Origin of the sequence: Rhizobium sp. 2YAF20, assembly GCF_052114685.1 — a bacterium.
Lineage (GTDB): Bacteria > Pseudomonadota > Alphaproteobacteria > Rhizobiales > Rhizobiaceae > Rhizobium.
In genome coordinates, this window is the sequence record NZ_JBFRFF010000020.1 from 1 (window position 1) to 19,278 (window position 19,278).

Here is a 19,278-nt window from a genome sequence, read left to right on the forward strand (position 1 = left end):
CCCAAGCATCATTCTTTTCCGCCAACTTTGCAGCTTTCGCCTAAATGATCGTCGGGATCAGCATAGGCCAAAGATGTCTGCATTTTAAGACGCACTATCCATCTCAGCCGCACAGAAGGCTCCGGGATTATGCGGAGTAAAATCCACCGCAAACACCGGCAAAAGCAGGATCCAGCGACCGACACTCCGCATAATCCTGCTCTTCGCATAATCGACATTATGTGGAGCTCCACATAACGTCGAGTTCGGGGCTGGGTGGCAGAAGCAGGCCCGCGATACCGAGCGCGACTACATCTCGGTCAAGCTCGACGATCCGAGCTTCCCCGCTCCGATCTACGCGACGCTGACCGAAGTCCAGGGCCAGGAAGGCTTGCAGCTCATCTGGTCGCGCAACACGCGCCGATGAGCAGAACCAGGAAGCCCCGCTTGATTGGCGGGGCTTTTAAGGTGTGAAGGTCAAAACCTCCAGAGGGGAACCGCCCACGCGATGGCAGGTGGCCCTCCGTCATACCGGGACTCTCACCGAGCACTGATTCGTCCTCATCGATATTAACTATCGAAAATACGTCACAATAAGTGTGGATTTTACTGCCCGCTGAAAGCGCTCAACTTCTTTAGAATTTCCTCGGATATCTCGAACTGACGGGCTGTTCCCCGGCCCATGGAATTCTTCACCATTGTTTCCTTCAGCATCCCCCGCCTGACAAGAAGATCGACCGTCTCCTTCGCCCCACTTCGGGTAAGCTCCGTAATTTCAATGATATTTGAAAGGGTTAGGTTCTGATAAGCCTGAGTCATCGTGTAGAGGATCGTCATCATGCCGATCTCCTTCAGCCTTGCCTGCGGAGTCTCGTCCTCAAGCGGATGATCAAGGATTTCGTGGAGAATAAGACCGGAGAAGGCAAGGTTGTGCCACTGGGTTTTAAGTGCTCTTGTCATGTCATTTAACTATGCTATATACGTCAGTAAAATAACACGCTGAAGCTGGACATTGCTTCCGCAATAGGCCGTCACTGTCTCGGAGGGTACTGTCCATGAAAAGCCTTCTGCTAAATTTTTTCGCTACGATCTCGTGCATGTTATCAGCCTATCTCATTTCAGGCACCAATGCCCCTGCTGATGATTGGGGATGTCAGGTTATACTATGCCTCTCCAATCCCGGCGGGCCAACCCAATATGAGGAATGCCGGCCTCCAATCCAGAAACTCTGGAGTGAGCTTGCCAAAGGACATTCGTTTCCAACGTGCAGCGGTGTCGGGTTTCACAGTTCGCGGCCCGGTTACGAGCCCTATTATTGCGATGTCGGCTATCGGCTGTCGGGGGACTACGGTCCCCGCGGAGATCAGGCAACCTGTGTCTCCACCTCCCTCCAGCGCGTGAGCAATTCGCTTTGCTCCTATGATCGCGACAACTACGGCAACGAACCGAGCTCGGTCCTGTCGCCGCGTTGGCAACGGGAGGGAGGCCGTCTTCAATGCATGGGCTATCCGATAGCGCGCCCGGATGTGCGATCGCAACCACATTATATCGACGTGACCATAGACGGCGTCGGCCAGCAGCGCGTGTGGTATTGATCCATGGCCGCAGCATTCGTCGACATAGCGCAAAGCTGCGCACCGATGGTTCAGGTGGAAATGCTGGCCGGCGTCGTGAGCCTCGAGAGCAAGTTCCTTCCCTTCGCCATCCGTATCAATAGCGGCTCACCACTTCCCGCGCAGCCCAGCAGCAAGTCCGAGGCGATCGAACTGGCCACGTCTTTGATCGCCGATCATCAGGATATCCAAATCGGACTTGGCGGTATCGGCCTGAAGGAACTCCGCAAACTTAATCTCTCCGTTTCGGATGCCTTTGACCCGTGCCGCAATCTCAAAGCGACTGCGACTCTTCTCGATGGCTACTATCGTCTCGCTTTGCGCGTTGGCGCCGATCCGGCACGGGCCGAGAATGTGATGTTTCAGTCCTACTATGGACGCGATGATCCGACCGTCGGCGCGATGGTCGAATATGACGAGCAAGTGCGCCGGGAAGCAAAACGGCTCTCGCCGAAACTCGCCTCGCTCACCGTCGCGGGGCCGGATGACCAAGCCGCCCGCGCCGATGAACCTCGGGATAAGGTAAATCAATCCATCCCGAGACAGCTCTCCCAAACCGAAGAATCAGCATCGTGGGATGTGTTCACATCCAGACGTCGATCCGCGGTGCTCGTGTTTCAGAATAATGATCGATCGGAGCAAAGTGAATGATCTCCAAAAACCGTATCCGCCCTTTCGCCGCCCCCGCGTTCATGGCGGTGGCCATCGTTGTCTGCATGGTTGAACCGGCCCTTGCTCAGTCTGCCGGTATCGAGACCGTGCTGCAAAACATCGTGACCATGCTCACCGGCAACATCGCCAAATTGCTGGCGGTGATCGCGGTAATCATCATCTGCATCGCCTGGATGTTCGGCTACATGGATCTCCGTCGCGCCGGTTTCTGGATCATCGGCATCGGCGGCATTTTCGGTGCCACCGAGCTGGTCAACACGATCGTCGGAGGCTGACATCCATGGCGAGCGCCCCCACCCTCGAAGAAGACACGTTGTTCCTGGCCTGCACGCGCCCGGCAATGATTGCCGGCGTGACTATGGAAGCGATGGGCATCAACATCATGCTTACGACCATCCTCTATATCATCGCCGGGTCGATCGCCTACGCGCTCGTCGGTGTGGTCTTCCATCTCGTGTTTCGGGCGCTCGTCAAACATGACCACAACATGTTCCGCATCCTACTCGCCTGGATCGAGACTCGCGGCCGCTCGCGCAACGCCTTCTACTGGGGTGGCGCAACGCTCTCACCCTTGAAGCTTGTCCAGCATTACGACGAAAGGGATCTGAGCATTGCCTAGCATCGCCACGCTACGGTCCCGCGAACTCGGACCCGAAGCCTTCATCCCCTATGTGCGCCACGTCGACGAGACGACCATCGCGCTCGATTCCCGCGCGTTGATGACCGTGCTCATGCTCGAAGGCGTTTCCTTCGAAACCGCCGATATTCTGGATCTCAACGGCCTGCACCGCAGCCTGAACACGTTCTATCGCAATGTCGCCGACGAGCGACTGGCGCTCTGGACGCATGTCATCCGTCGGCGTGACAACGACTATCCCGAAGGACACTTTACCAATCGCTTTTCCGATGGCCTCAATGTCAAATATCGCGAACGCATGGTGCGTGAAGACCTGTTTCGCAACGACCTTTATATCACCCTCGTCTGGTACCCGAGCCGTGACCCCGCCGAGAAGGCAGCCAACCTTCTCTCCCGCCTGCGTAAGGCACGCCGATCCGGTATCGAGCTGGACGAGACGGTGCTCAAGCACCTGCGTGACAAGGTGGTCGATGTCACCGCTGGGCTGAAGCGCTTCGCCCCTCGCGCCTTGTCCCTTTATGACCAGGACGGCATCCTGTTCTCCGAGCCGAGCGAGTTTCTCCACCAGCTTGCCGGCGGGCGACGAGAGCCTTTGCCCTTGACGGAGGGGAGAATCTCATCGGCGGTCTACTCGGACCGGGTGATCTTCGGGCGCGAGACGGTCGAAATCCGGCACGAGGCGGAAACGCGTTATGCCGGCATGTTCGGTTTCAAGGAATATCCGGCAACCACGCGTAGCGGCATGCTCGACGGCATCCTGACCACTCCGTTCGAGCTCATCCTGACGCAGTCCTTTGCCTTCACCTCGAAAGCCGATGCACGTACGATCATGGGCCGCAAACAGAACCAGATGGTGAGTAGCGGAGACAAGGCCGCCTCCCAGATCGAGGAACTCGGCGAGGCGATGGACGATCTGGAGTCCAACCGTTTCGTCGTAGGGGAGCATCATCTTGGCCTGGCGGTTTTTGCGCCATCGGTCAAGGAGCTGACCGACCATATGGCGAAGGCCCGCGCGCATCTCACCAGCGGCGGCGCTGTCGTCGCCCGCGAGGATCTCGGGCTGGAGGCCGCCTGGTGGGCGCAACTGCCGGGCAACCTGCGCTATCGGGCGCGCTCGGGAGCGATCACCTCCCGCAACTTTGCGGCACTCTCGCCCTATCATTCCTATCCAACCGGCCAGAAGGACGGCAACGAATGGGGACCGGCGGTTGCCATGCTGAAGACAGCGTCCGGCTCGCCGTTCTATTTCAATTTCCATCACAGCGATCTGGGCAATACCTTCGTGTGCGGACCATCGGGTGCAGGCAAGACGGTCCTCTTGAACTTCATGCTCTCGCAGCTCGAGAGGCATGATCCCCATATGGTGTTCTTCGACAAGGACAGGGGCGCCGACCTGTTTGTTCGTGCCGCCGGCGGCACCCATCTGCCGCTCAGAAACGGCGTGCCGACCGGCTGCGCGCCGCTGAAGGCGCTCGACCTAACAGCGCAGAACAAGATCTTCCTCACGCGTTGGATCGGCAAGTTGGTGGGAGCGGCGACGCGGGAACTGACCGTCACCGAGCTGCGCGACATCGCCTCGGCCGTCGACGGTCTGGCAGACCTACCTGTCGAACGCCGCTCAATTGGCGCCCTGCGCACCTTCCTTAACAACACCGATCCCGAAGGCATCGCCTCGCGGCTCAGACGGTGGGAGAGGGGAGGGCCGCTCGGCTGGGTCTTCGACAACGTGGCAGACGACATCGGGATCGGCGCCAAGTTCATCGGCTACGATATGACCGACTTCCTCGACAACGAGGAGATCCGCACGCCGCTGATGGCCTACCTCTTTTATCGGATCGAGCAACTGATCGACGGACGCCGCATCATCATCGTCATAGACGAATTCTGGAAGGCGCTGCAGGACGAAGGTTTTCGAGATCTCGCCCAAAACAAGCTGAAGACGATCCGCAAGCAGAATGGCCTCATGCTGTTTGCCACCCAAAGCCCGCGTGACGCGATCGTCTCACCCATCGCTCACACGATCATCGAGCAGTGCCCGACACAGATTTTCCTGCCGAATCCGCGCGGAGACCGCGCCGACTATGTCGACGGCTTCAAGCTGACCGAACGCGAATTCGAACTGATCTCACGCGAGCTCTCGGTCGAAAGCCGGCGGTTCATCGTCAAGCAGGGCCACAACAGTGTTGTCGCCGAGCTGAACCTCAACGGCTTCGACGACGAGCTCGCCATATTGTCGGGCCGAACGGCCAACGTAGAACTGGCAGACGCCATTCGCTCCGAGCTCGGCGAGCCAGGGGGGGACTGGCTTGCCTCGTTCCAGGAACGAAGGAGGACAGCATGATCCGCACAGGCGGCACAGGGCTTTTCTTGGCCACCGCCGCGCTACTGGCGTCGTTCGGTATCGCCCAAGCCCAAGGCATTCCCGTTATCGACGAGTCGTCGATCGCCAAGCAGATCGAAAGCATCACCCAGCTCAAGTCTCAGCTCGATGCCATGAACCAACAGCTGCAACAGGCACAACAGCTTTATGGTTCACTGAACAAGATCACCAACATGGCCGACGTCGCCGGTTTGCTGAACGATCCGTCGATCCGCAAAGCGCTTCCGCAGGACTTCAACGCCATTGAGAGTCTATTCAAGGGCCCGGGCACCGGCGTCTTCGGTGACTCCGCTTCGAAATTCCTTCAGGACAATTCTACCTATCGTACCAGCGCGAACGATTTCTACGCGCAGGAGCTTTCACGCATCCAGAACCAGAATGCCGGGCAGATGAGCCTCGGCCAGCAGATCTATGATGCCGCCACCAAGCGCATCGACGGCATCGACCAGCTCCGCCAGCAGATCTCCAGTGCAGCCGATGCCAAGGACATCGCCGATCTGCAAGCTCGCCTGCAGGCCGAAACCGCTTTCCTGCAAACCGACGTCCTTCGGATGCAGGGCCTGCAGATGGTGCAGCAGGCCCAGGTGCAAGTCGATGACCAGCGCAAGGCCGAAGACTGGCGCCAGCGCATGGACACCATGGGAGCAACGCTCAAATGAAGTGGTTCGCTTCCGGTGCGATAGTACTGTTCCTATCGGCCTGCTCCCCGCAGACGGAGAAGGTCTACACTGTCGACGAGTTGATCGCCGACGAGGCGCTGCTGACGAAGATCACCGGCGAATGCCGCAACAACCCAGACGAGCTTCACGGCACGCCCAAATGCCGCGATGCCGAGGCCGCGGACGGCAAGCTGCGTCTTACAGCGCATGCGCAAGTCGCTCGGAGGCTGATCGATGTATGAGGTGTTCAGCTTCGTCGACGGGCAGTTCAAGGCGCCTCTGGAAAACTTCATTTCCTCCGGCACCTCGAACATCGCCAACTGGATCAGTGGCCCTCTGACGGCAGCACTCACGCTCTATGTCGTGCTCTATGGCTACCTTGTGCTGCGCGGCTCCGTGCAGGAGCCGATCCTCGAATTCGCCTTCCGGGCGATGAAGCTTGCCATCATCGTCATGCTTGTGAGGAACGCCAGCGACTACCAGACCTACGTCACCAACATCTTCTTCGACACGCTGCCGCGCGCGATATCCCAGGCGCTGAACTCCGGGACCGCGCCGAGCGCCTCCACCTTCGACAGCCTGCTGGATAAGGGTCAGAAATGCGCCTACGAGATCTGGTCTCGTGCTTCCTGGCCAGTCGATATCGTCACCGGCGTCGGTGGCATGCTGGTGATCGGCGCGAGCTTTCTCGTCGCCGCGATCGGTTACATCGTTTCGCTCTATGCGCGGATGGCGCTTGCCATCATCCTGGCGATCGGACCAATCTTCATCGCGCTCGCCATGTTCCAGTCAACGCGCCGCTTTACCGAATCCTGGATCGGTCAGCTCGTGAACTTCGTCATCCTGCAGGTGCTCGTCGTCGCGATCGGTTCGCTGCTGATCACCTGCATCGACACGACATTCACGGCGATCGAGGGATACAGCGATGTCCTGATGCGGCCGATCGCACTCTGCGCCATCTGCATCGCTGCCCTCTACGTCTTCTATCAATTGCCCGGCATCGCCTCCGCCCTCGCCGCCGGCGGCGCATCGCTGACCTATGGCTATGGCGCCGCGCGTGACGCGCACGAGAGCACGCTCGCCTGGGCTGCCTCTCACACCGCCAGGGCGGTCGGCCGCGGAACCCGCGCCGTCGGCCGCCGGCTGACACCGAACCGGGCAGAATGACAGCCTCGAAATCAATGAAATTGGACAGGTTATTTTTAGATGCCCCGTATCCTCTTGTCGCTTTTGCTGACCGTGTGCCTCGCAGGCTGTGGTTCAATCTCTCATCCGCTGCCCAAATGTGACGGCTATTCCCGCCGGCCACTGAACCGCTCCATGTGGCAATGGGAAAACAACGGAAAAGCAAACCAGTCGACCACGGGAGCTATTCCCGCGGATCCGACGAGCCGTGCCGCCCCCTTTGCGGAAGAACCGGCTTCCGCCACGCCTGCTGCCTTTGCGCACTTCGATCTCGCCGGCTCCTATCACCCATGCGAAGGGAAATGACATGGTGAGCACGGATAGTCTGAAAAGCTATTTCGAGAAAGCTCGCCGGTTCGATCAAGATCGGCTGATGCAGGTCGAGCGCTCTGCCCGCATCGCCTGGTTCGTCGCCATCTCTGCCAGCATCATCGCCGTCGTCTCCGTCTTCGCCATCGCCGGCCTCACGCCGTTGAAGACGGTGGAACCATTTGTCGTGCGGGTCGACAATTCGACCGGCATCGTTGATGTGGTCTCTGCGCTGACCTCGACCGCCGGCACCTATGACGAGGCGGTGACGAAGTATTTCGCGGCCAAATATGTCCGCGCCCGCGAGGGATATGTCTGGAGTGAGGCCGAGGAGAACTTTCGGACTGTCGCGCTGCTCTCGACACAGCCGGAGCAGACCCGTTTCGCCGCCGTCTATCGCGGCAGCAATCCGGATTCACCTCAGAACATCTACGGCCGCAATGCGACTGCCCGGATCAACGTCGTCTCCATCTCGCTGATCAACGCCAATGTCGTATCCGTCCGATACATGCGGACCGTCAGCCGCGGGGACGATGTGCGCACCACGCATTGGGTCGCGACGCTCACCTTCTCCTATGTCAACGCTCCGATGTCTTCCACCGACCGGCTGGTAAACCCTCTGGGCTTCGTCGTCAGCGACTATCGCGCCGATCCGGAGGCCATCAATTGAGACTGCATTTCCTCATTCCCTTTGCCCTAGCGACAGGATTGTCTGCGCCGGCGCTTGCCCTCGACACGCCGCGAAGTGCGCCACAGGACAGCCGCGTCCGCTTCGTCGACTATCAGCCTTACAACATCACAAAGATCGTCGGCACGCTCAGATCGTCGGTGCAGATCGAGTTCGCTCCCGATGAAGAAATCGCCCATGTTGCCCTCGGCAATAGCGTCGCATGGGAAGTGGCGCCCGCCGGGAACATACTGTTCCTGAAGCCTCGCGAGAACCAGCCGGTGACGAATATCTCGGTCGTCACCACACGGCGGGACGGATCCACCCGCAGCTACCAGATGGAGCTGACCGTCCGCGACGGCACCGTCGAAGCCGGACAGAACACCTATTTCTACGTGAAATATCGCTATCCGGCCGATGAGGCAGAGCAACGCAGGCTGGACGCGGCCGCCCGGGCGCAGGCGGCGCAGGCCGGCCAGGCGGACCGCGTCCTTGCCCTTCACGAGGCCTACGGACCGCGCAACTGGCGATATTCGGCGCAAGGATCTCAGGACCTTGAACCGCAAGCCGTCTACGACAACGGCAAGGTCACCACCTTCGCCTTTGCCGGCAATCAGGAAATGGCGGCGATTTACATGGAAAACTCCGACGGTGCCGAAAGCCTGGTCCCGAAGTCCGTCGACGGCAATCTCGTGCTGGTCCATGCGATCAGCCGCAAATTCATTCTGCGAAGAGGTGGCGATGTCCTTTGCGTCTTCAACGAGGCTTACGATCGCGTCGGCATTAATCCCGAGACGAATACGACGTCACCGTCGGTCGAGCGCGTCGTCAAGGCGCAGCCCGATGCGGCGCAATAGGAGGTGTCATGGCCGAGGAAGAAATCACCCAGATTCCTGGCGAGCGCGCCGAGACGTCGACTAGTCGCCGGATCGACAACAATCCGATCCTCAAACGCGGCGCAGTCGCTGTGGCGATCGTGGCGTTTGTCGCCTTTGCCCTCTGGTCGATGCGAGGAAATAACAAATCTTCGCACGGCGCTCAGCCGGAACGTGTCGTCATTCGTCAGACATCGGATTTCGAGGCGGCGAAGGAGCCGGTTCAGCCGGTGACGGCGCCAACTGAGGTCCAGCTGCCGACACCCGTCGTCACCGAGCAGGCGCCCACCGACGGTGACAAGCTGCTCGATGCTGCGCGCCGCGCTCCGGTCATGGCGTATGGCGCTGAGAAAACGCCGACCGCCAGGCGACAGCAGGATGACGCCAATACCGACCCCAACTCGAACTATGTTCCGCTCGGAAACACGCCTGGCAGCTTCACCGGGCAGGGCGAGAACGAGGACCAGCGCTTCAATCGCATGCTGACGCCGACGCAGTTGCAGGGATCCCGCGCTGGCACGCTCGGCAACCGCGACTTCATTGTCGCAATGGGGACCTCGATTCCCTGCGTGCTGGAGACGGCGCTCTCTTCGGATCAGCCGGGGTTCACGAGCTGCGTCATCAACCGGGACGTCCTGTCGGACAACGGCCGTGTTGTGCTGATGGAGAAGGGCACGCAGATCGTCGGCGAATATCGCGGCGGACTTCGCCGCGGGCAGAAACGCCTGTTCGTCCTCTGGAACCGGGCAAAGACGCCGACGGGGGTGATCATCACCCTGGCGTCGCCGGCAACCGATTCTCTCGGTCGGGCTGGTGTCGACGGCTACATCGACACTCACTGGTGGGAGCGGTTCGGCAGCGCCATCCTGCTGTCGATCGTCCGCGACGCCAGCTCCTACGCCAGCAGCCGGCTCCAGGATAGCGATGTCGAGGCGCAGAACACGACCAGCGCAGGCCAGCAGGCTGCAGCGATTGCCGTCGAACAGTCGATCAACATTCCGCCGACCTTGACGAAGCATCAGGGCGAGCTCGTTTCCATCTTCGTCGCCCGCGATCTCGATTTTTCCACCGTCTACCGGCTTCGCGTCACCGAACCTCGCAACCGCATCTACGATCGCGCCGCGCTCGGCGACTTCAGCGCGGCCTCGAAGCTTGTCACGAAGTAGGCGCTGCGATGACCGAGGCTGCCGACTCTGGTGTCGTGCGTGAATTGCTGCTGCCGCTCTCACGGTTTCTTCGGGACAAGGCGCTCTATGAGGTCATCGTCAATCGACCCGGGAAGGTCGTCACCGAGGGGGCGGACGGATGGCAGACCCACGACATGCCGGAGCTATCCTACGACAGGCTAGTGCGCCTTGCGCGGGCGGTCGCAAGTTTCTCAAATCAATCGATCGACGAAACCCGCCCGATCCTGTCGGCGACCTTGCCCGATGACGAACGCGTCCAGATCGTGATCCCGCCGGCAACGACGAAGGGGACCGTCAGCATCACAATCCGCAAGCCCTCATCCGTTTCTCTCAGCCTTGACGATCTCGATCATAGCGGACTGTTTGCCGACGTCGCGCGGGCGGAAGTGGGCGGCATACAATCGGACCAGAAGCTGTTGGAATTCTATCGGATTGGCGCCTACAAGCAATTTCTGAGGGAGGCGGTGCTTGCGCGAAAGAACATCGTTATCTCCGGTGCGACCGGATCGGGCAAGACGACACTATCCAAAGCGTTGATCCGGCATATTCCGGAGAGCGAGCGGATTATCTCGATCGAGGATACGCCGGAGCTGGTGATCCCGCAGCCGAACCATGTCCGGCTCTTCTACTCGAAAGGTGGCCAGGGCACGGCCAAGATCGGTGCCAAGGACCTGCTTGAGTCTTGCTTGCGCATGCGGCCGGATCGGATCCTGCTGCAAGAGTTGCGAGACGGGACGGCATTCTACTACATCCGCAATGTGAACTCTGGGCATCCGGGCTCGATTACGACGGTCCACGCCGATTCCGCACGCCTCGCCTTCGAGCAGCTGACCTTGCTGGTGAAAGAGTCAGAAGGCGGCGGAGACCTCGAACGGCACGACATTCGTGAGATGCTGACGATAGCGGTCGACGTTATCGTGCAGTGCAAACGGATCGCGGGGCGGTTTCGGGTGACCGAGATTTATTTTCGTGACGCAATTGCGATCAGTGACGTTCAATCCAGTCATGCTGGCTGAACAGATCTTTGTGTGCAGGCTACGACGAGGTGGATGCCGGCCGGAGACGGTGAGGGCGGCGATTTGGAGCGGAGGGAGAGGGGGAAAGGGGTGTTCGTGGCGGGTTGAGGTTGTCGGAGAGAGGCTCCGGCCAATCCGCTACGGAGGAACGACATGGCACAGGCCACCCAGAAAATCACACTAAACGCCGGGCGCGACATCCCCTTCAACAAGCTCGTGCTCAGCCAGCAGAACGTGCGCAAGACCAAGGCAGGCGTCTCGATTGAGGAGCTTGCCGAGGATATCGCCCGCCGCGGGCTTCTGACCAGTCTCAATGTCCGCGCTGAAGTCGATGCCGATCATCGAGACCGGCATCTATCGCATTCCGGCGGGCGGGCGCCGCTACCGTGCGTTGGAGCTGCTGGTCACCCAGAAAAAACTGTCGAAGACGGCGGACATTCCATGCATCTTGAGCAAGGGCGACACCCTCGACGTGGAGGATTTGCTTGCCGAGAACGTCAAGCGAGTCGATCTGTTAGGTTCTGTGCTGCAACTGTCCTGTTGGGTTCGTACTGCTGGCATTGCTTTGGTTGATACTTGCGGGGCATATCGAGGAAGGCAGACAGACGTCCGGGTCAAGCGTTCCCGCAGCGAAGCGAGGACAACGCTTGATGCGGCGGCGATACCACAAGCTATTTGATGGGTGCAGGCGAAGTCCTGCACCCTTGCCACATGGCGAATGGGAGAGCGCGAGGGGAACCCCTCGCATACAAAAGAGAAGAGTGCGCCGAAGGCGCTCCGCTCAAGATAACATCCTGTTCGAGAAACTGTCTTCTTTGCTGCTATGCAAGGGCTTTCGGTCCTGGCTGATGTTTGCCGAACGCGATCGCGGCTTAAAGCCCGTTTCTCTTCCGCAAAAACCAAAATCCTGATCTCGTCCACGGCCTCTTCGCGCCGACATGCCGAAAATTGGTAACTGATCCATTGCCTACAGCCACTGCGCCCGGCATGATCTGAATATGTTTGACCCAGACAACTTCATCGTGCGCGCCGAGGTTCGTATCCTCGACATCGAACCCGAGATCAGCCGTATCCTCGATCTGCCGATCTCGCTCAACCTCGCTGAACTTCACGAAGTGCTGCAGGCTGCCTTCGGCTGGACCGACAGTCATCTACACCAGTTTAACATCGGCGGTTTGATTTACGGTGCGCCGGAGTTCGATGAGGATGGTATGTTCGACAGCAATATCTTCGAGGCCACCCAGGTCAGAATGATCGACCTTCACTTCCCATACGACCGCGACGAGAATACCCTGACTATCCTCTACGAATACGACTTCGGAGACAGTTGGCGTCATCTGCTGCGGTTGGAGCGCGTTCCTCGCGAGGAAGGTGTAAAATATCCCCGCTGCATTGCCAGCAAGCGATCCGGACCTCCAGAAGATGTTGGTGGAACGTCAGGCTATGTCGACTTCCTCGACGCCTGGCTCGATCCCGAGCATGAGGAGCACAAAGCCATGCGGCAATGGGCAGGCCGCAAGTTCCATCCGGAAACATGCAATCTCGATGACATCAATAAGGCGATCGCCAAGGCCATGCGCGTATCAAAGGGCAACTATCGCTTCCGTCGCGAAAGTGCCTGATTGACGGACCTGAGAGGGGCTGCGGAGCTAAAGATACACTCGAAATACCGGCCACAGCTAAAAAGTTCCCATAATCAGCGTCTTCCAGCTAAGAGGACACTTGACGCATAACCTAAGATCTGCGCTCGCTGGACGAGTTTCGTGCCATCATGACGCTGTGCGAACAGGGGCTCGACGACGGCTTCTATGCCTGGAACTCCGAGGTCGGTTCAAAAACGCTCGGAATTGCCAACTTTTACCTGCTGGCAGTGTGTGCCAACAGGAATCTTTGGGGAACCGAAAATTTCGAGGAAATCACCATTCGCCACTCGAAATTCGCAGCGCAACGTTTCGCCCATGAAGCCGCCCCGGCGCTGACGAACTTTGCCAAATCCTCCCCCCAATGCCTTTCATCGCCGGCATTTGCGCCGCCCGTGAACGCATCGTAGCCCGCAAGGAAGAGGACCGCTCGGACTCGAAGGCAAGGCTCGAAAGCCGCTTGAAAGCGCCGCCTGACTTCGGTCCTCGCACGATCCTGCGGCGTTCTGTCAACGTCCTGAGGATCCGCCGGTTTCTGGATCAAGGAAGTCGCGGGATTTCGCCTTCCGCGACCCGCCAGACCCAGGGTGTGATCTCCGGTCTCGCCTCAATCATGTCCGAAAGCGCCTGCTCATAATCCTCTCCGGCGGTTGCAGGCATGATGAACATAGCGACGGGAGCCGGATTCTGTTCCGGCAATGTCACTGAGACGATCGGCGCATCGCGTGGCAGGTTGAATCGCAAGCCTTTAACGCTCTTTCGCTTGAGGTGGCTCAGCTTTTCCAGAAGCCGCAGCTCGTGAATGTCCTCGAACGGCAGCCAGTTCTCGTTGACCACCATCAGGGCGACCTCTTCGACCGCTGCAATGCCGGCGGCCGAGATGCCGAAGGTGGCGATGATGATCAGATGGAACGCCTCGCTCGAGCGCCACAGTTCGAGCACCGTCTCATAGCGCGTAGCAAGCCGCCGGCATGCGCCCTCCTCGATCATCAGCGGAAAGGGCATGTGCCGCAGCACGATCTTCTGCCCCTTACGCGCGGCGGAAAACTCCTTCACTTCGGCCACGATCATCAACAGTTTGCGTGGACCTGAGCCGGTCGCCTGCACACCCTTGAGCGTTGCAGCGCGCCGGGCGGCGATCCCATCCTTGTCCTCGGAGTGAAACACTTCCGGCACGAAAAGCATTTCGCCCAAGCTAGCTCCTCTTGCCGTCATCTGCGCGGCCGCATTGAGAAGGCTCGTTCGCACCCGGCCCCAGCCGCGCCTGCCGGCCCAGGTCGCACGCCATTCCGTCAATTCGCCCGCCTCCCAGAGATAATGCAGCATCGCCCGCAGCGACAATTTCCTTGGCTCGCTGAGGATGCTTGGTTCGGACGATTCAGCCGGAGCGCGGGGGGCGGCGCGAGGTCCGCGTTTCGTTAGCGAAAAATCCAGCTTCAGGTCGGCCTTGCCGTTGGCATCGATCTGGATCGCATTGCCGATCAACGGGCCAAGGCCAGAAAGCTCGTAGGGAGGCGCATAGGAGGGGCAGGCAGGATCGTGATCGCGTCCCGATAGCGGCATCCGTTTGATGAGATACTGGCCTTCGACCTGCGCAATGTACATCGGCGCCGGCGGCTCCTTGCAAATGCACATCGGGCGAAGCCGTTGATCGTAGGCCTGCGGGAGAAATGCCCGCAATTCAGGCGAGGATTCCTCGATTACCCGATCACCAATCGTGAATATTCGCACCTCTGTTCTCCCCGGTCCTTCGTCCAAGCTACGCGACTACCACGCTTTTTACTATCTTAAAATCATCAGTAAAATCTACGATGCTGGTGAAGCCTGCTCGGTGGGAGGTCAATTCCGTCGGCGGCTGGCCATGACGGGGAGGCGCTGGGAGCGGTGTAGCGGAGAGGGAGAGTTCGGACGGCGGAGGGACGGCGGGTTCGGGCCGGAGGAGAGGCTTTCGGCGGGCCGCCAAGGAGTTCCTAACATGTTCGACCATCCCCGAAAGTTCCGTGAGCCGCTCAACTGACGGCATGCGCGACAGGCTTCGAGCAATCGGTCTGTTCTCCGAAATGATTGCCTGGAAAGTGAGGTTCTTTGTTCCGATCACCTCTCCGCCGGCAGCTGTTCGGCAATCGCTGGGTCGTTGGCGATGTCGCCAACCGTTGCCCTGCGGGAGAATGTCAATTTGGGTTGGGCCGGTCTGGACTGGGGTTCGTTCAGGAAACGCCGCACCTCATCGGCGACGTCGCGGAATCGGCAGGATGAAGACGCGAGGCGCCACTAGCGCAGTTCTTCATCCAGTTCCGCATCGACTGCATCCAGAGCCGACAGGGGCAGCATCTCTCCGCTACGAAACTCCTCTTCCGCTCGCAAAAGAGAACGGACCGCATACCGGCGGTCTTCTTCGCGTGCCATGTCCTCGCGAATAAGGGCGCGCACATATTCGCTCGGAGTTGTGTACGGGTTCTTCCCATTGGCGCGCATATCGACGAACGCGCGCATTTCATCGGGCAAACTTACATGCAGGCTGCTGGTGATGACCGCGCCCTCCTTGTCAGATTCTTCTGTAAATTGGTCCGTATGCGGGTGGCAATGTCAATATTTGACATTGGTGTTCTCTGCGAGCATCACGCCGATCGGATCCGATCCGATCCGATCCGATACGGTGGGCTGCGGCAGGCTCACGATCTCTCCCAGACGACGTGGTCGACCAGCTCCTGAACGGTAGTCAGCCGCCTGAATGGGGCAGCACCGTCAGGTTACGCCGCCCTCCAGCCCGGCCTTGCAGATCGCCGGGCTGTTTTCATCTGCGCGACGAGGGTCCGAGACAAGAAGGCCTGTTAAAGCCTCGTGGCAGCACGAGCGCGCCGGACGCTTGTCAACGCGGGACCGTCCAGTCTTCCACGCGAAGCCCGTCGACCCGGAAAAACTCTGCAACGTTGTTGGTGACCAAGATCAGATCCCGTGCCTTGGCCTGCCCCGCGATCAACACATCGTAGGGACCGATCGGCGTTCCCTTGCCCGCAAGGTCGGCGCGAATCTCTCCGGAAAGCTGGGCGTCCTCGCGCTCGAAGCCGACGAGTGGAAAATCAGCCATGACGAGCCGCAAGGTCTCAAGATTAAAGGAAACCTTGGCACTCTTGTAGGCCCCGAAATACAACTCGTATGCGACAATCGCCGAGAGGCCGATCGATCCTTCATCGCTTTCCATAATCCGTTCGGCGAGCGCCCCGGATTTGCGGCCAAGCAACGCGATCACCGCATTCGTATCGAGAAGATGGGTGATCACTTGAAAAGGTTCTCAAGTTCGGGCCGGTCCTGGTCCTTCGGTTGTTGACGTCCGTCGACCATGAAGTCCTCGCTGACGCCCCGTTGAAGTGCGGTTCGCAAAGAAGCCCAGCGCTCCCGGTGATCGACGCGCGGGCGCAGAATGACCGCATCGCCTTCCCGTGTCACTTCCACCTGATCGACATCGAAGCGGAACTCCTTTGGCAGTCGAATGGCCTGCGAGTTACCCGATTGAAACACGCGCGCATATTGGGGCATTGGTAGCGCCTCCTTCATGTATATACGTATAAGTATATACGCCATAAGATCGGTGCAGACAAGTTCGGAACCACAGATCGAAACAATTGGATTCTTGGTCCGCATCCCGACATGCGGGACCGGACTCTATTCCGCCGAGGCCCGGCTCCATGAGGCCTGCCTGCGCAGTCTTCGCGCCTGGCGGTGTAACGATCCCTTGCGCGGAACGGGCGGCGGTGTGATGTCAATACCCACGGTTAAGCTTGCGGCGTACGAGATCTGAAAGAGCTTGGGCAGTTCGTCGCCTCCGCGGTCGGCTACACGCTGTTCGTCGACTGGATCACGCCGCCGGGGGCGGTGGATCCATTCGAGCGATACCGCCAGCCGGATCGATAGAGAAATTTGGCATCACACATCCTCTCAGCGGCCTGATTTGACGAAGCGGTTCGCCTTGGCTTCCTCATCCATATCTTTTCGGCGAAAGTAGATCGCCCTTCCGCAGCGGATCGGGCTATGGCCCTGCACGATGATGATCTGTTCGTCTTTGCGCATCGACTGGGTGATTTCGTGCGGCATGATCAGCGGCCGCCGCTGGAAGTTAACGCTCTCGGATTTTCGGTTTCCACCACTCTTATTGTCCCAGCCCACATTGCGGGATCGACCCTGAACCTCAACGGTCATCTCCCCGCATTGGGCAGAAACATTGCGGGCCGTGTCGAGCGCCTTGATCGCGGCATAGGAGGTGAAGGCGCAGCCGTCGATCCAGGATGTTGCCCCATCCTTTCCGAAGTGCCGTTCCAGCTGTCCGACCGATTGATACATCAGCATCATGCTGACGCCGTACTTGCGGCCGCGATCACGGGCTTCCTCCAGAAGGCGCATGTAGCCCAACAGGTCGACCTCATCGAGCATGAAGAGCGCCCGACGGCCGAATGCGCCGTCGGCCTGAATCATGGCATTGATCAGCGCGCCGATGATGACCCGGCCGATGCCGGGATAGGAGCGCAGGATCGATGCCGGGATATTCAGGAACACGTCCTTCTTTCCCGTGACGATTTCGCTCGATTTGAAGGCATTGCCGCAGACGAGCGCGGCATAGCTGTCGAGTGACAGCCATTGCGTGTCCTTCGACGCCGTCGAATAGACACCGCTGAAGGTTTGCTCGGTCATGTTGGTGAAGACACCCAAGGTTTCGCGGATGAAGGCCGATTGCGAGTTCTCCTGAATGTCGCGAAGCATGGCAAGCACCGACGGCTCCGGCTCGGAAACGATCTGCCGCAGGCTGCGCAAGTTTTGCCGTCCGGCATATTCCGGCGACAGCATGACATGGGCCAGCAGCCCCGTCAGAAGATTGTGCGCCTGGCTCTGGAAGTAGGAACCGGTCGAGCTTTCGAAACGCATGCTCTCGGACAACAGCATATGGGCGACACCGACGATGTCCTCTTCCTTCTGCTTCGATGCCTCGATCCCGTCCAACACGTTGAAGCCCATGATCGGGTTCGTCGGGTCGAGCACCATGACCTCTCGCTTCAGAACGCTGGTGCGATGTTCGACCACCATCGGCGCGACTTCGGTCGAAGGGTCGAGGCAGATCAGCGGTCCCGTATAGCGCAGCGCCGTCGGCACGACGTTGCTGGTCGTCTTGTATCCACCTGATCCGGCGAAGAAGAGCATATGGGTGGAATCGAAATCTTGGCCGTAGGTGAGCAGCGGGGCCTTGCCGCCTTGCCCCCAAGTCGAAGATTCGTTCGGGTCGAAGGGTAGCTCATGGACGATCTGCTTATCGACGCGGTAGCGCTCTCCGACGACGATCTCACCATCCGCCGGAAAGAGCTTCCCCGCCGCCGACATCGAAAGCCAGTCCGCGTCGCCGAAGGTTGCGCGCTGCGCACGCTTGACCCGCTCGGGAACGACGGTGGATATGCGAGCCGATACCGCGACGGCCATGAAGCCGCAGAGCACACCAATCACCGCCACGATGTCCAGATAGGAGAGGGCATGGTCCCACGTGACGACGCCCCGCTCAACGGACGGAGCAAGTCGCCCATATTCTCGCAGGCCATGGAAGCCGGCGACACCAAGGAAGCACAACAGGCTTGTGACAGCGACCGGCCTGCGGCGATGGAGCGGTAAGGCCCAAACGGTCAATAGCCCGAAGAGCGGTCCAAACAGAAGTGCTGGCGCGGGAGCCGCGCGCAGGAACCAATATTCCGTCTTGCCCGACATGCCGGTGGCCAACCCCGTCCACCGCCACCCGGTGATGTAGACGGTGATCACGGTCACAGCGATCGGCATGAGGGTGAGCAACAGGCTTGGGTGCAATTTTCCCTTCACTACCATTCCGCCATCTCCTCTGGCCGCGCGACTGAACCATTTAGCGAAGGCGCCTTGAACGCCTTTTCGCCGATATCGTGCAACCGCCGATGATCCGGCGAGCCTGCTGCCACTCTCGCCAGCTCGAGCAGGCCGCCGAGCAGGAACGCCCGATCGGCCTTCGACAGGCCTGCTTTAACGACAATGCCGCCGAGCAGGAATTTCTCGCGGGCCTCTTGTTTCCGCTCAGCCGTCATTTGAAACCGCCTCCGGCGTTCCAGCGCCACTATTTGATGGTCGACGGGTTTGAGCAGCTGCGCCACCTGGCCCCATCTTCTCCTCTTTGCGAAATCGCGCGGCAAGCTCTTCGAAGATCCCGTCCACCTCCTCGTCCGTGATCTCCATTTCTGCCAGCCCCGACTTGGTGGCGGCTCTGGCATAGCGCTCTGCAGATTTAACTACCAAGATTTTCCTGCGTTCGCGGAGCTTCTCGATCTGGGCATCCAAATCAGACAGCGATGATTTTACGGCCATTCCTGGTTCCATTCCTGCGCTAGTTGATTGAAGACAGCTTCATTATACTGACTAGAATAAGATAGTAAAATAGGTTAGATTGCAATCACCCCAAAA

General features: G+C 59.4%; 21 protein-coding genes and 4 pseudogenes. 17 read left to right on the forward strand and 8 right to left on the reverse strand.

What is annotated here, in order from left to right; genetic code table 11:
* Window positions 1-235 precede the first annotated feature (235 nt).
* Window positions 236-406, forward strand: a pseudogene (locus tag AB4Z52_RS20910) (DUF736 family protein); the annotation flags it as partial.
* A 179-nt stretch (window positions 407-585) separates the two neighbouring features.
* Here AB4Z52_RS20910 and AB4Z52_RS20915 read toward each other — a convergent pair.
* Complete coding sequence (locus tag AB4Z52_RS20915; protein WP_442219839.1) at window positions 586-939, reverse strand: MarR family transcriptional regulator; 354 nt, start codon at window positions 937-939, stop codon at window positions 586-588.
* Window positions 940-1,034: 95 nt separating this feature from the next.
* Here AB4Z52_RS20915 and AB4Z52_RS20920 point away from each other — a divergent pair, with 95 nt between their 5' ends.
* The 16 genes and pseudogenes from AB4Z52_RS20920 to AB4Z52_RS20995 all read left to right on the forward strand — a co-directional run.
* Window positions 1,035-1,574 (forward strand): hypothetical protein, encoded by a 540-nt coding sequence (locus AB4Z52_RS20920; protein ID WP_442219840.1) that lies wholly within the window; start codon window positions 1,035-1,037, stop codon window positions 1,572-1,574.
* A 3-nt stretch (window positions 1,575-1,577) separates the two neighbouring features.
* Complete coding sequence (locus AB4Z52_RS20925) at window positions 1,578-2,243, forward strand: lytic transglycosylase domain-containing protein (protein WP_442219841.1); 666 nt, start codon at window positions 1,578-1,580, stop codon at window positions 2,241-2,243.
* Entirely contained in the window at window positions 2,240-2,539 is a 300-nt protein-coding gene (locus AB4Z52_RS20930) for a TrbC/VirB2 family protein (RefSeq protein WP_442219842.1), read from the forward strand. The genes AB4Z52_RS20925 and AB4Z52_RS20930 overlap by 4 nt, the downstream gene beginning before the upstream one ends.
* Before the next feature lie 5 nt (window positions 2,540-2,544).
* Entirely contained in the window at window positions 2,545-2,883 is a 339-nt protein-coding gene (locus AB4Z52_RS20935; protein ID WP_442219843.1) for a type IV secretion system protein VirB3, read from the forward strand.
* On the forward strand, window positions 2,876-5,242 hold the full coding sequence (locus AB4Z52_RS20940; RefSeq protein ID WP_442219844.1) for a VirB4 family type IV secretion/conjugal transfer ATPase: 2,367 nt from the start codon (window positions 2,876-2,878) through the stop codon (window positions 5,240-5,242). The genes AB4Z52_RS20935 and AB4Z52_RS20940 overlap by 8 nt, the downstream gene beginning before the upstream one ends.
* Window positions 5,239-5,940: a P-type DNA transfer protein VirB5 gene (gene virB5 / locus AB4Z52_RS20945; protein WP_442219845.1), complete on the forward strand. Its 702-nt coding sequence runs from the start codon at window positions 5,239-5,241 to the stop codon at window positions 5,938-5,940. Before AB4Z52_RS20940 ends, virB5 begins: the two co-directional genes overlap by 4 nt.
* Window positions 5,937-6,171 (forward strand): annotated as a pseudogene (locus tag AB4Z52_RS20950) (EexN family lipoprotein). Before virB5 ends, AB4Z52_RS20950 begins: the two are co-directional and overlap by 4 nt.
* A 3-nt stretch (window positions 6,172-6,174) precedes the next feature.
* A complete protein-coding gene (locus AB4Z52_RS20955) occupies window positions 6,175-7,107 on the forward strand; it encodes a type IV secretion system protein (RefSeq protein WP_442219846.1) in 933 nt (310 codons plus the stop codon).
* Between the two features lie 39 nt (window positions 7,108-7,146).
* Window positions 7,147-7,431 (forward strand): hypothetical protein, encoded by a 285-nt coding sequence (locus AB4Z52_RS20960; RefSeq protein ID WP_442219847.1) that lies wholly within the window; start codon window positions 7,147-7,149, stop codon window positions 7,429-7,431.
* 1 nt (window position 7,432) lies between these two features.
* The gene (locus AB4Z52_RS20965) at window positions 7,433-8,104 is read left to right on the forward strand and encodes a virB8 family protein (RefSeq protein ID WP_442219848.1); all 672 of its coding nucleotides are present in this window, start codon (window positions 7,433-7,435) and stop codon (window positions 8,102-8,104) included.
* On the forward strand, window positions 8,101-8,958 hold the full coding sequence (gene virB9, locus AB4Z52_RS20970) for a P-type conjugative transfer protein VirB9 (RefSeq protein ID WP_442219849.1): 858 nt from the start codon (window positions 8,101-8,103) through the stop codon (window positions 8,956-8,958). The genes AB4Z52_RS20965 and virB9 overlap by 4 nt, the downstream gene beginning before the upstream one ends.
* An 8-nt stretch (window positions 8,959-8,966) precedes the next feature.
* Window positions 8,967-10,142: a type IV secretion system protein VirB10 gene (gene virB10 / locus AB4Z52_RS20975; RefSeq protein WP_442219850.1), complete on the forward strand. Its 1,176-nt coding sequence runs from the start codon at window positions 8,967-8,969 to the stop codon at window positions 10,140-10,142.
* An 8-nt stretch (window positions 10,143-10,150) separates the two neighbouring features.
* A complete protein-coding gene (gene virB11, locus AB4Z52_RS20980; protein WP_442219851.1) occupies window positions 10,151-11,179 on the forward strand; it encodes a P-type DNA transfer ATPase VirB11 in 1,029 nt (342 codons plus the stop codon).
* A 153-nt stretch (window positions 11,180-11,332) separates the two neighbouring features.
* Window positions 11,333-11,693: pseudogene (locus AB4Z52_RS20985) on the forward strand (ParB/Srx family N-terminal domain-containing protein); the annotation flags it as partial.
* Between the two features lie 484 nt (window positions 11,694-12,177).
* Entirely contained in the window at window positions 12,178-12,801 is a 624-nt protein-coding gene (locus AB4Z52_RS20990; protein WP_442219852.1) for a plasmid pRiA4b ORF-3 family protein, read from the forward strand.
* A 179-nt stretch (window positions 12,802-12,980) separates the two neighbouring features.
* A pseudogene (locus AB4Z52_RS20995) lies at window positions 12,981-13,249 on the forward strand (DUF932 domain-containing protein); the annotation flags it as partial.
* Window positions 13,250-13,359: 110 nt separating this feature from the next.
* Here AB4Z52_RS20995 and AB4Z52_RS21000 read toward each other — a convergent pair.
* The 7 genes from AB4Z52_RS21000 to AB4Z52_RS21030 all read right to left on the reverse strand — a co-directional run bounded on the left by AB4Z52_RS21000 (window position 13,360) and on the right by AB4Z52_RS21030 (window position 19,182).
* Entirely contained in the window at window positions 13,360-14,550 is a 1,191-nt protein-coding gene (locus tag AB4Z52_RS21000) for a DUF1173 domain-containing protein (protein ID WP_442219853.1), read from the reverse strand.
* A gap of 540 nt (window positions 14,551-15,090) precedes the next feature.
* Window positions 15,091-15,348, reverse strand: coding sequence for a ribbon-helix-helix domain-containing protein (locus AB4Z52_RS21005; RefSeq protein ID WP_442219939.1), 258 nt, complete (start codon window positions 15,346-15,348; stop codon window positions 15,091-15,093).
* 340 nt (window positions 15,349-15,688) lie between these two features.
* Window positions 15,689-16,099 (reverse strand): type II toxin-antitoxin system VapC family toxin, encoded by a 411-nt coding sequence (locus tag AB4Z52_RS21010; RefSeq protein ID WP_442219854.1) that lies wholly within the window; start codon window positions 16,097-16,099, stop codon window positions 15,689-15,691.
* Window positions 16,096-16,356 (reverse strand): antitoxin, encoded by a 261-nt coding sequence (locus tag AB4Z52_RS21015; RefSeq protein WP_442219855.1) that lies wholly within the window; start codon window positions 16,354-16,356, stop codon window positions 16,096-16,098. Before AB4Z52_RS21015 ends, AB4Z52_RS21010 begins: the two co-directional genes overlap by 4 nt.
* A gap of 399 nt (window positions 16,357-16,755) precedes the next feature.
* Window positions 16,756-18,675 carry a Ti-type conjugative transfer system protein TraG gene (gene traG / locus AB4Z52_RS21020; protein WP_442219856.1) on the reverse strand — a complete coding sequence of 640 codons (1,920 nt, stop codon included), beginning with the start codon at window positions 18,673-18,675 and terminating at the stop codon, window positions 16,756-16,758.
* The gene (locus AB4Z52_RS21025) at window positions 18,669-18,905 is read right to left on the reverse strand and encodes a conjugal transfer protein TraD (protein WP_442219857.1); all 237 of its coding nucleotides are present in this window, start codon (window positions 18,903-18,905) and stop codon (window positions 18,669-18,671) included. The genes traG and AB4Z52_RS21025 overlap by 7 nt, the downstream gene beginning before the upstream one ends.
* Window positions 18,895-19,182, reverse strand: coding sequence for a TraC family protein (locus AB4Z52_RS21030; RefSeq protein ID WP_442219858.1), 288 nt, complete (start codon window positions 19,180-19,182; stop codon window positions 18,895-18,897). The genes AB4Z52_RS21025 and AB4Z52_RS21030 overlap by 11 nt, the downstream gene beginning before the upstream one ends.
* Window positions 19,183-19,278: the final 96 nt, after the last annotated feature.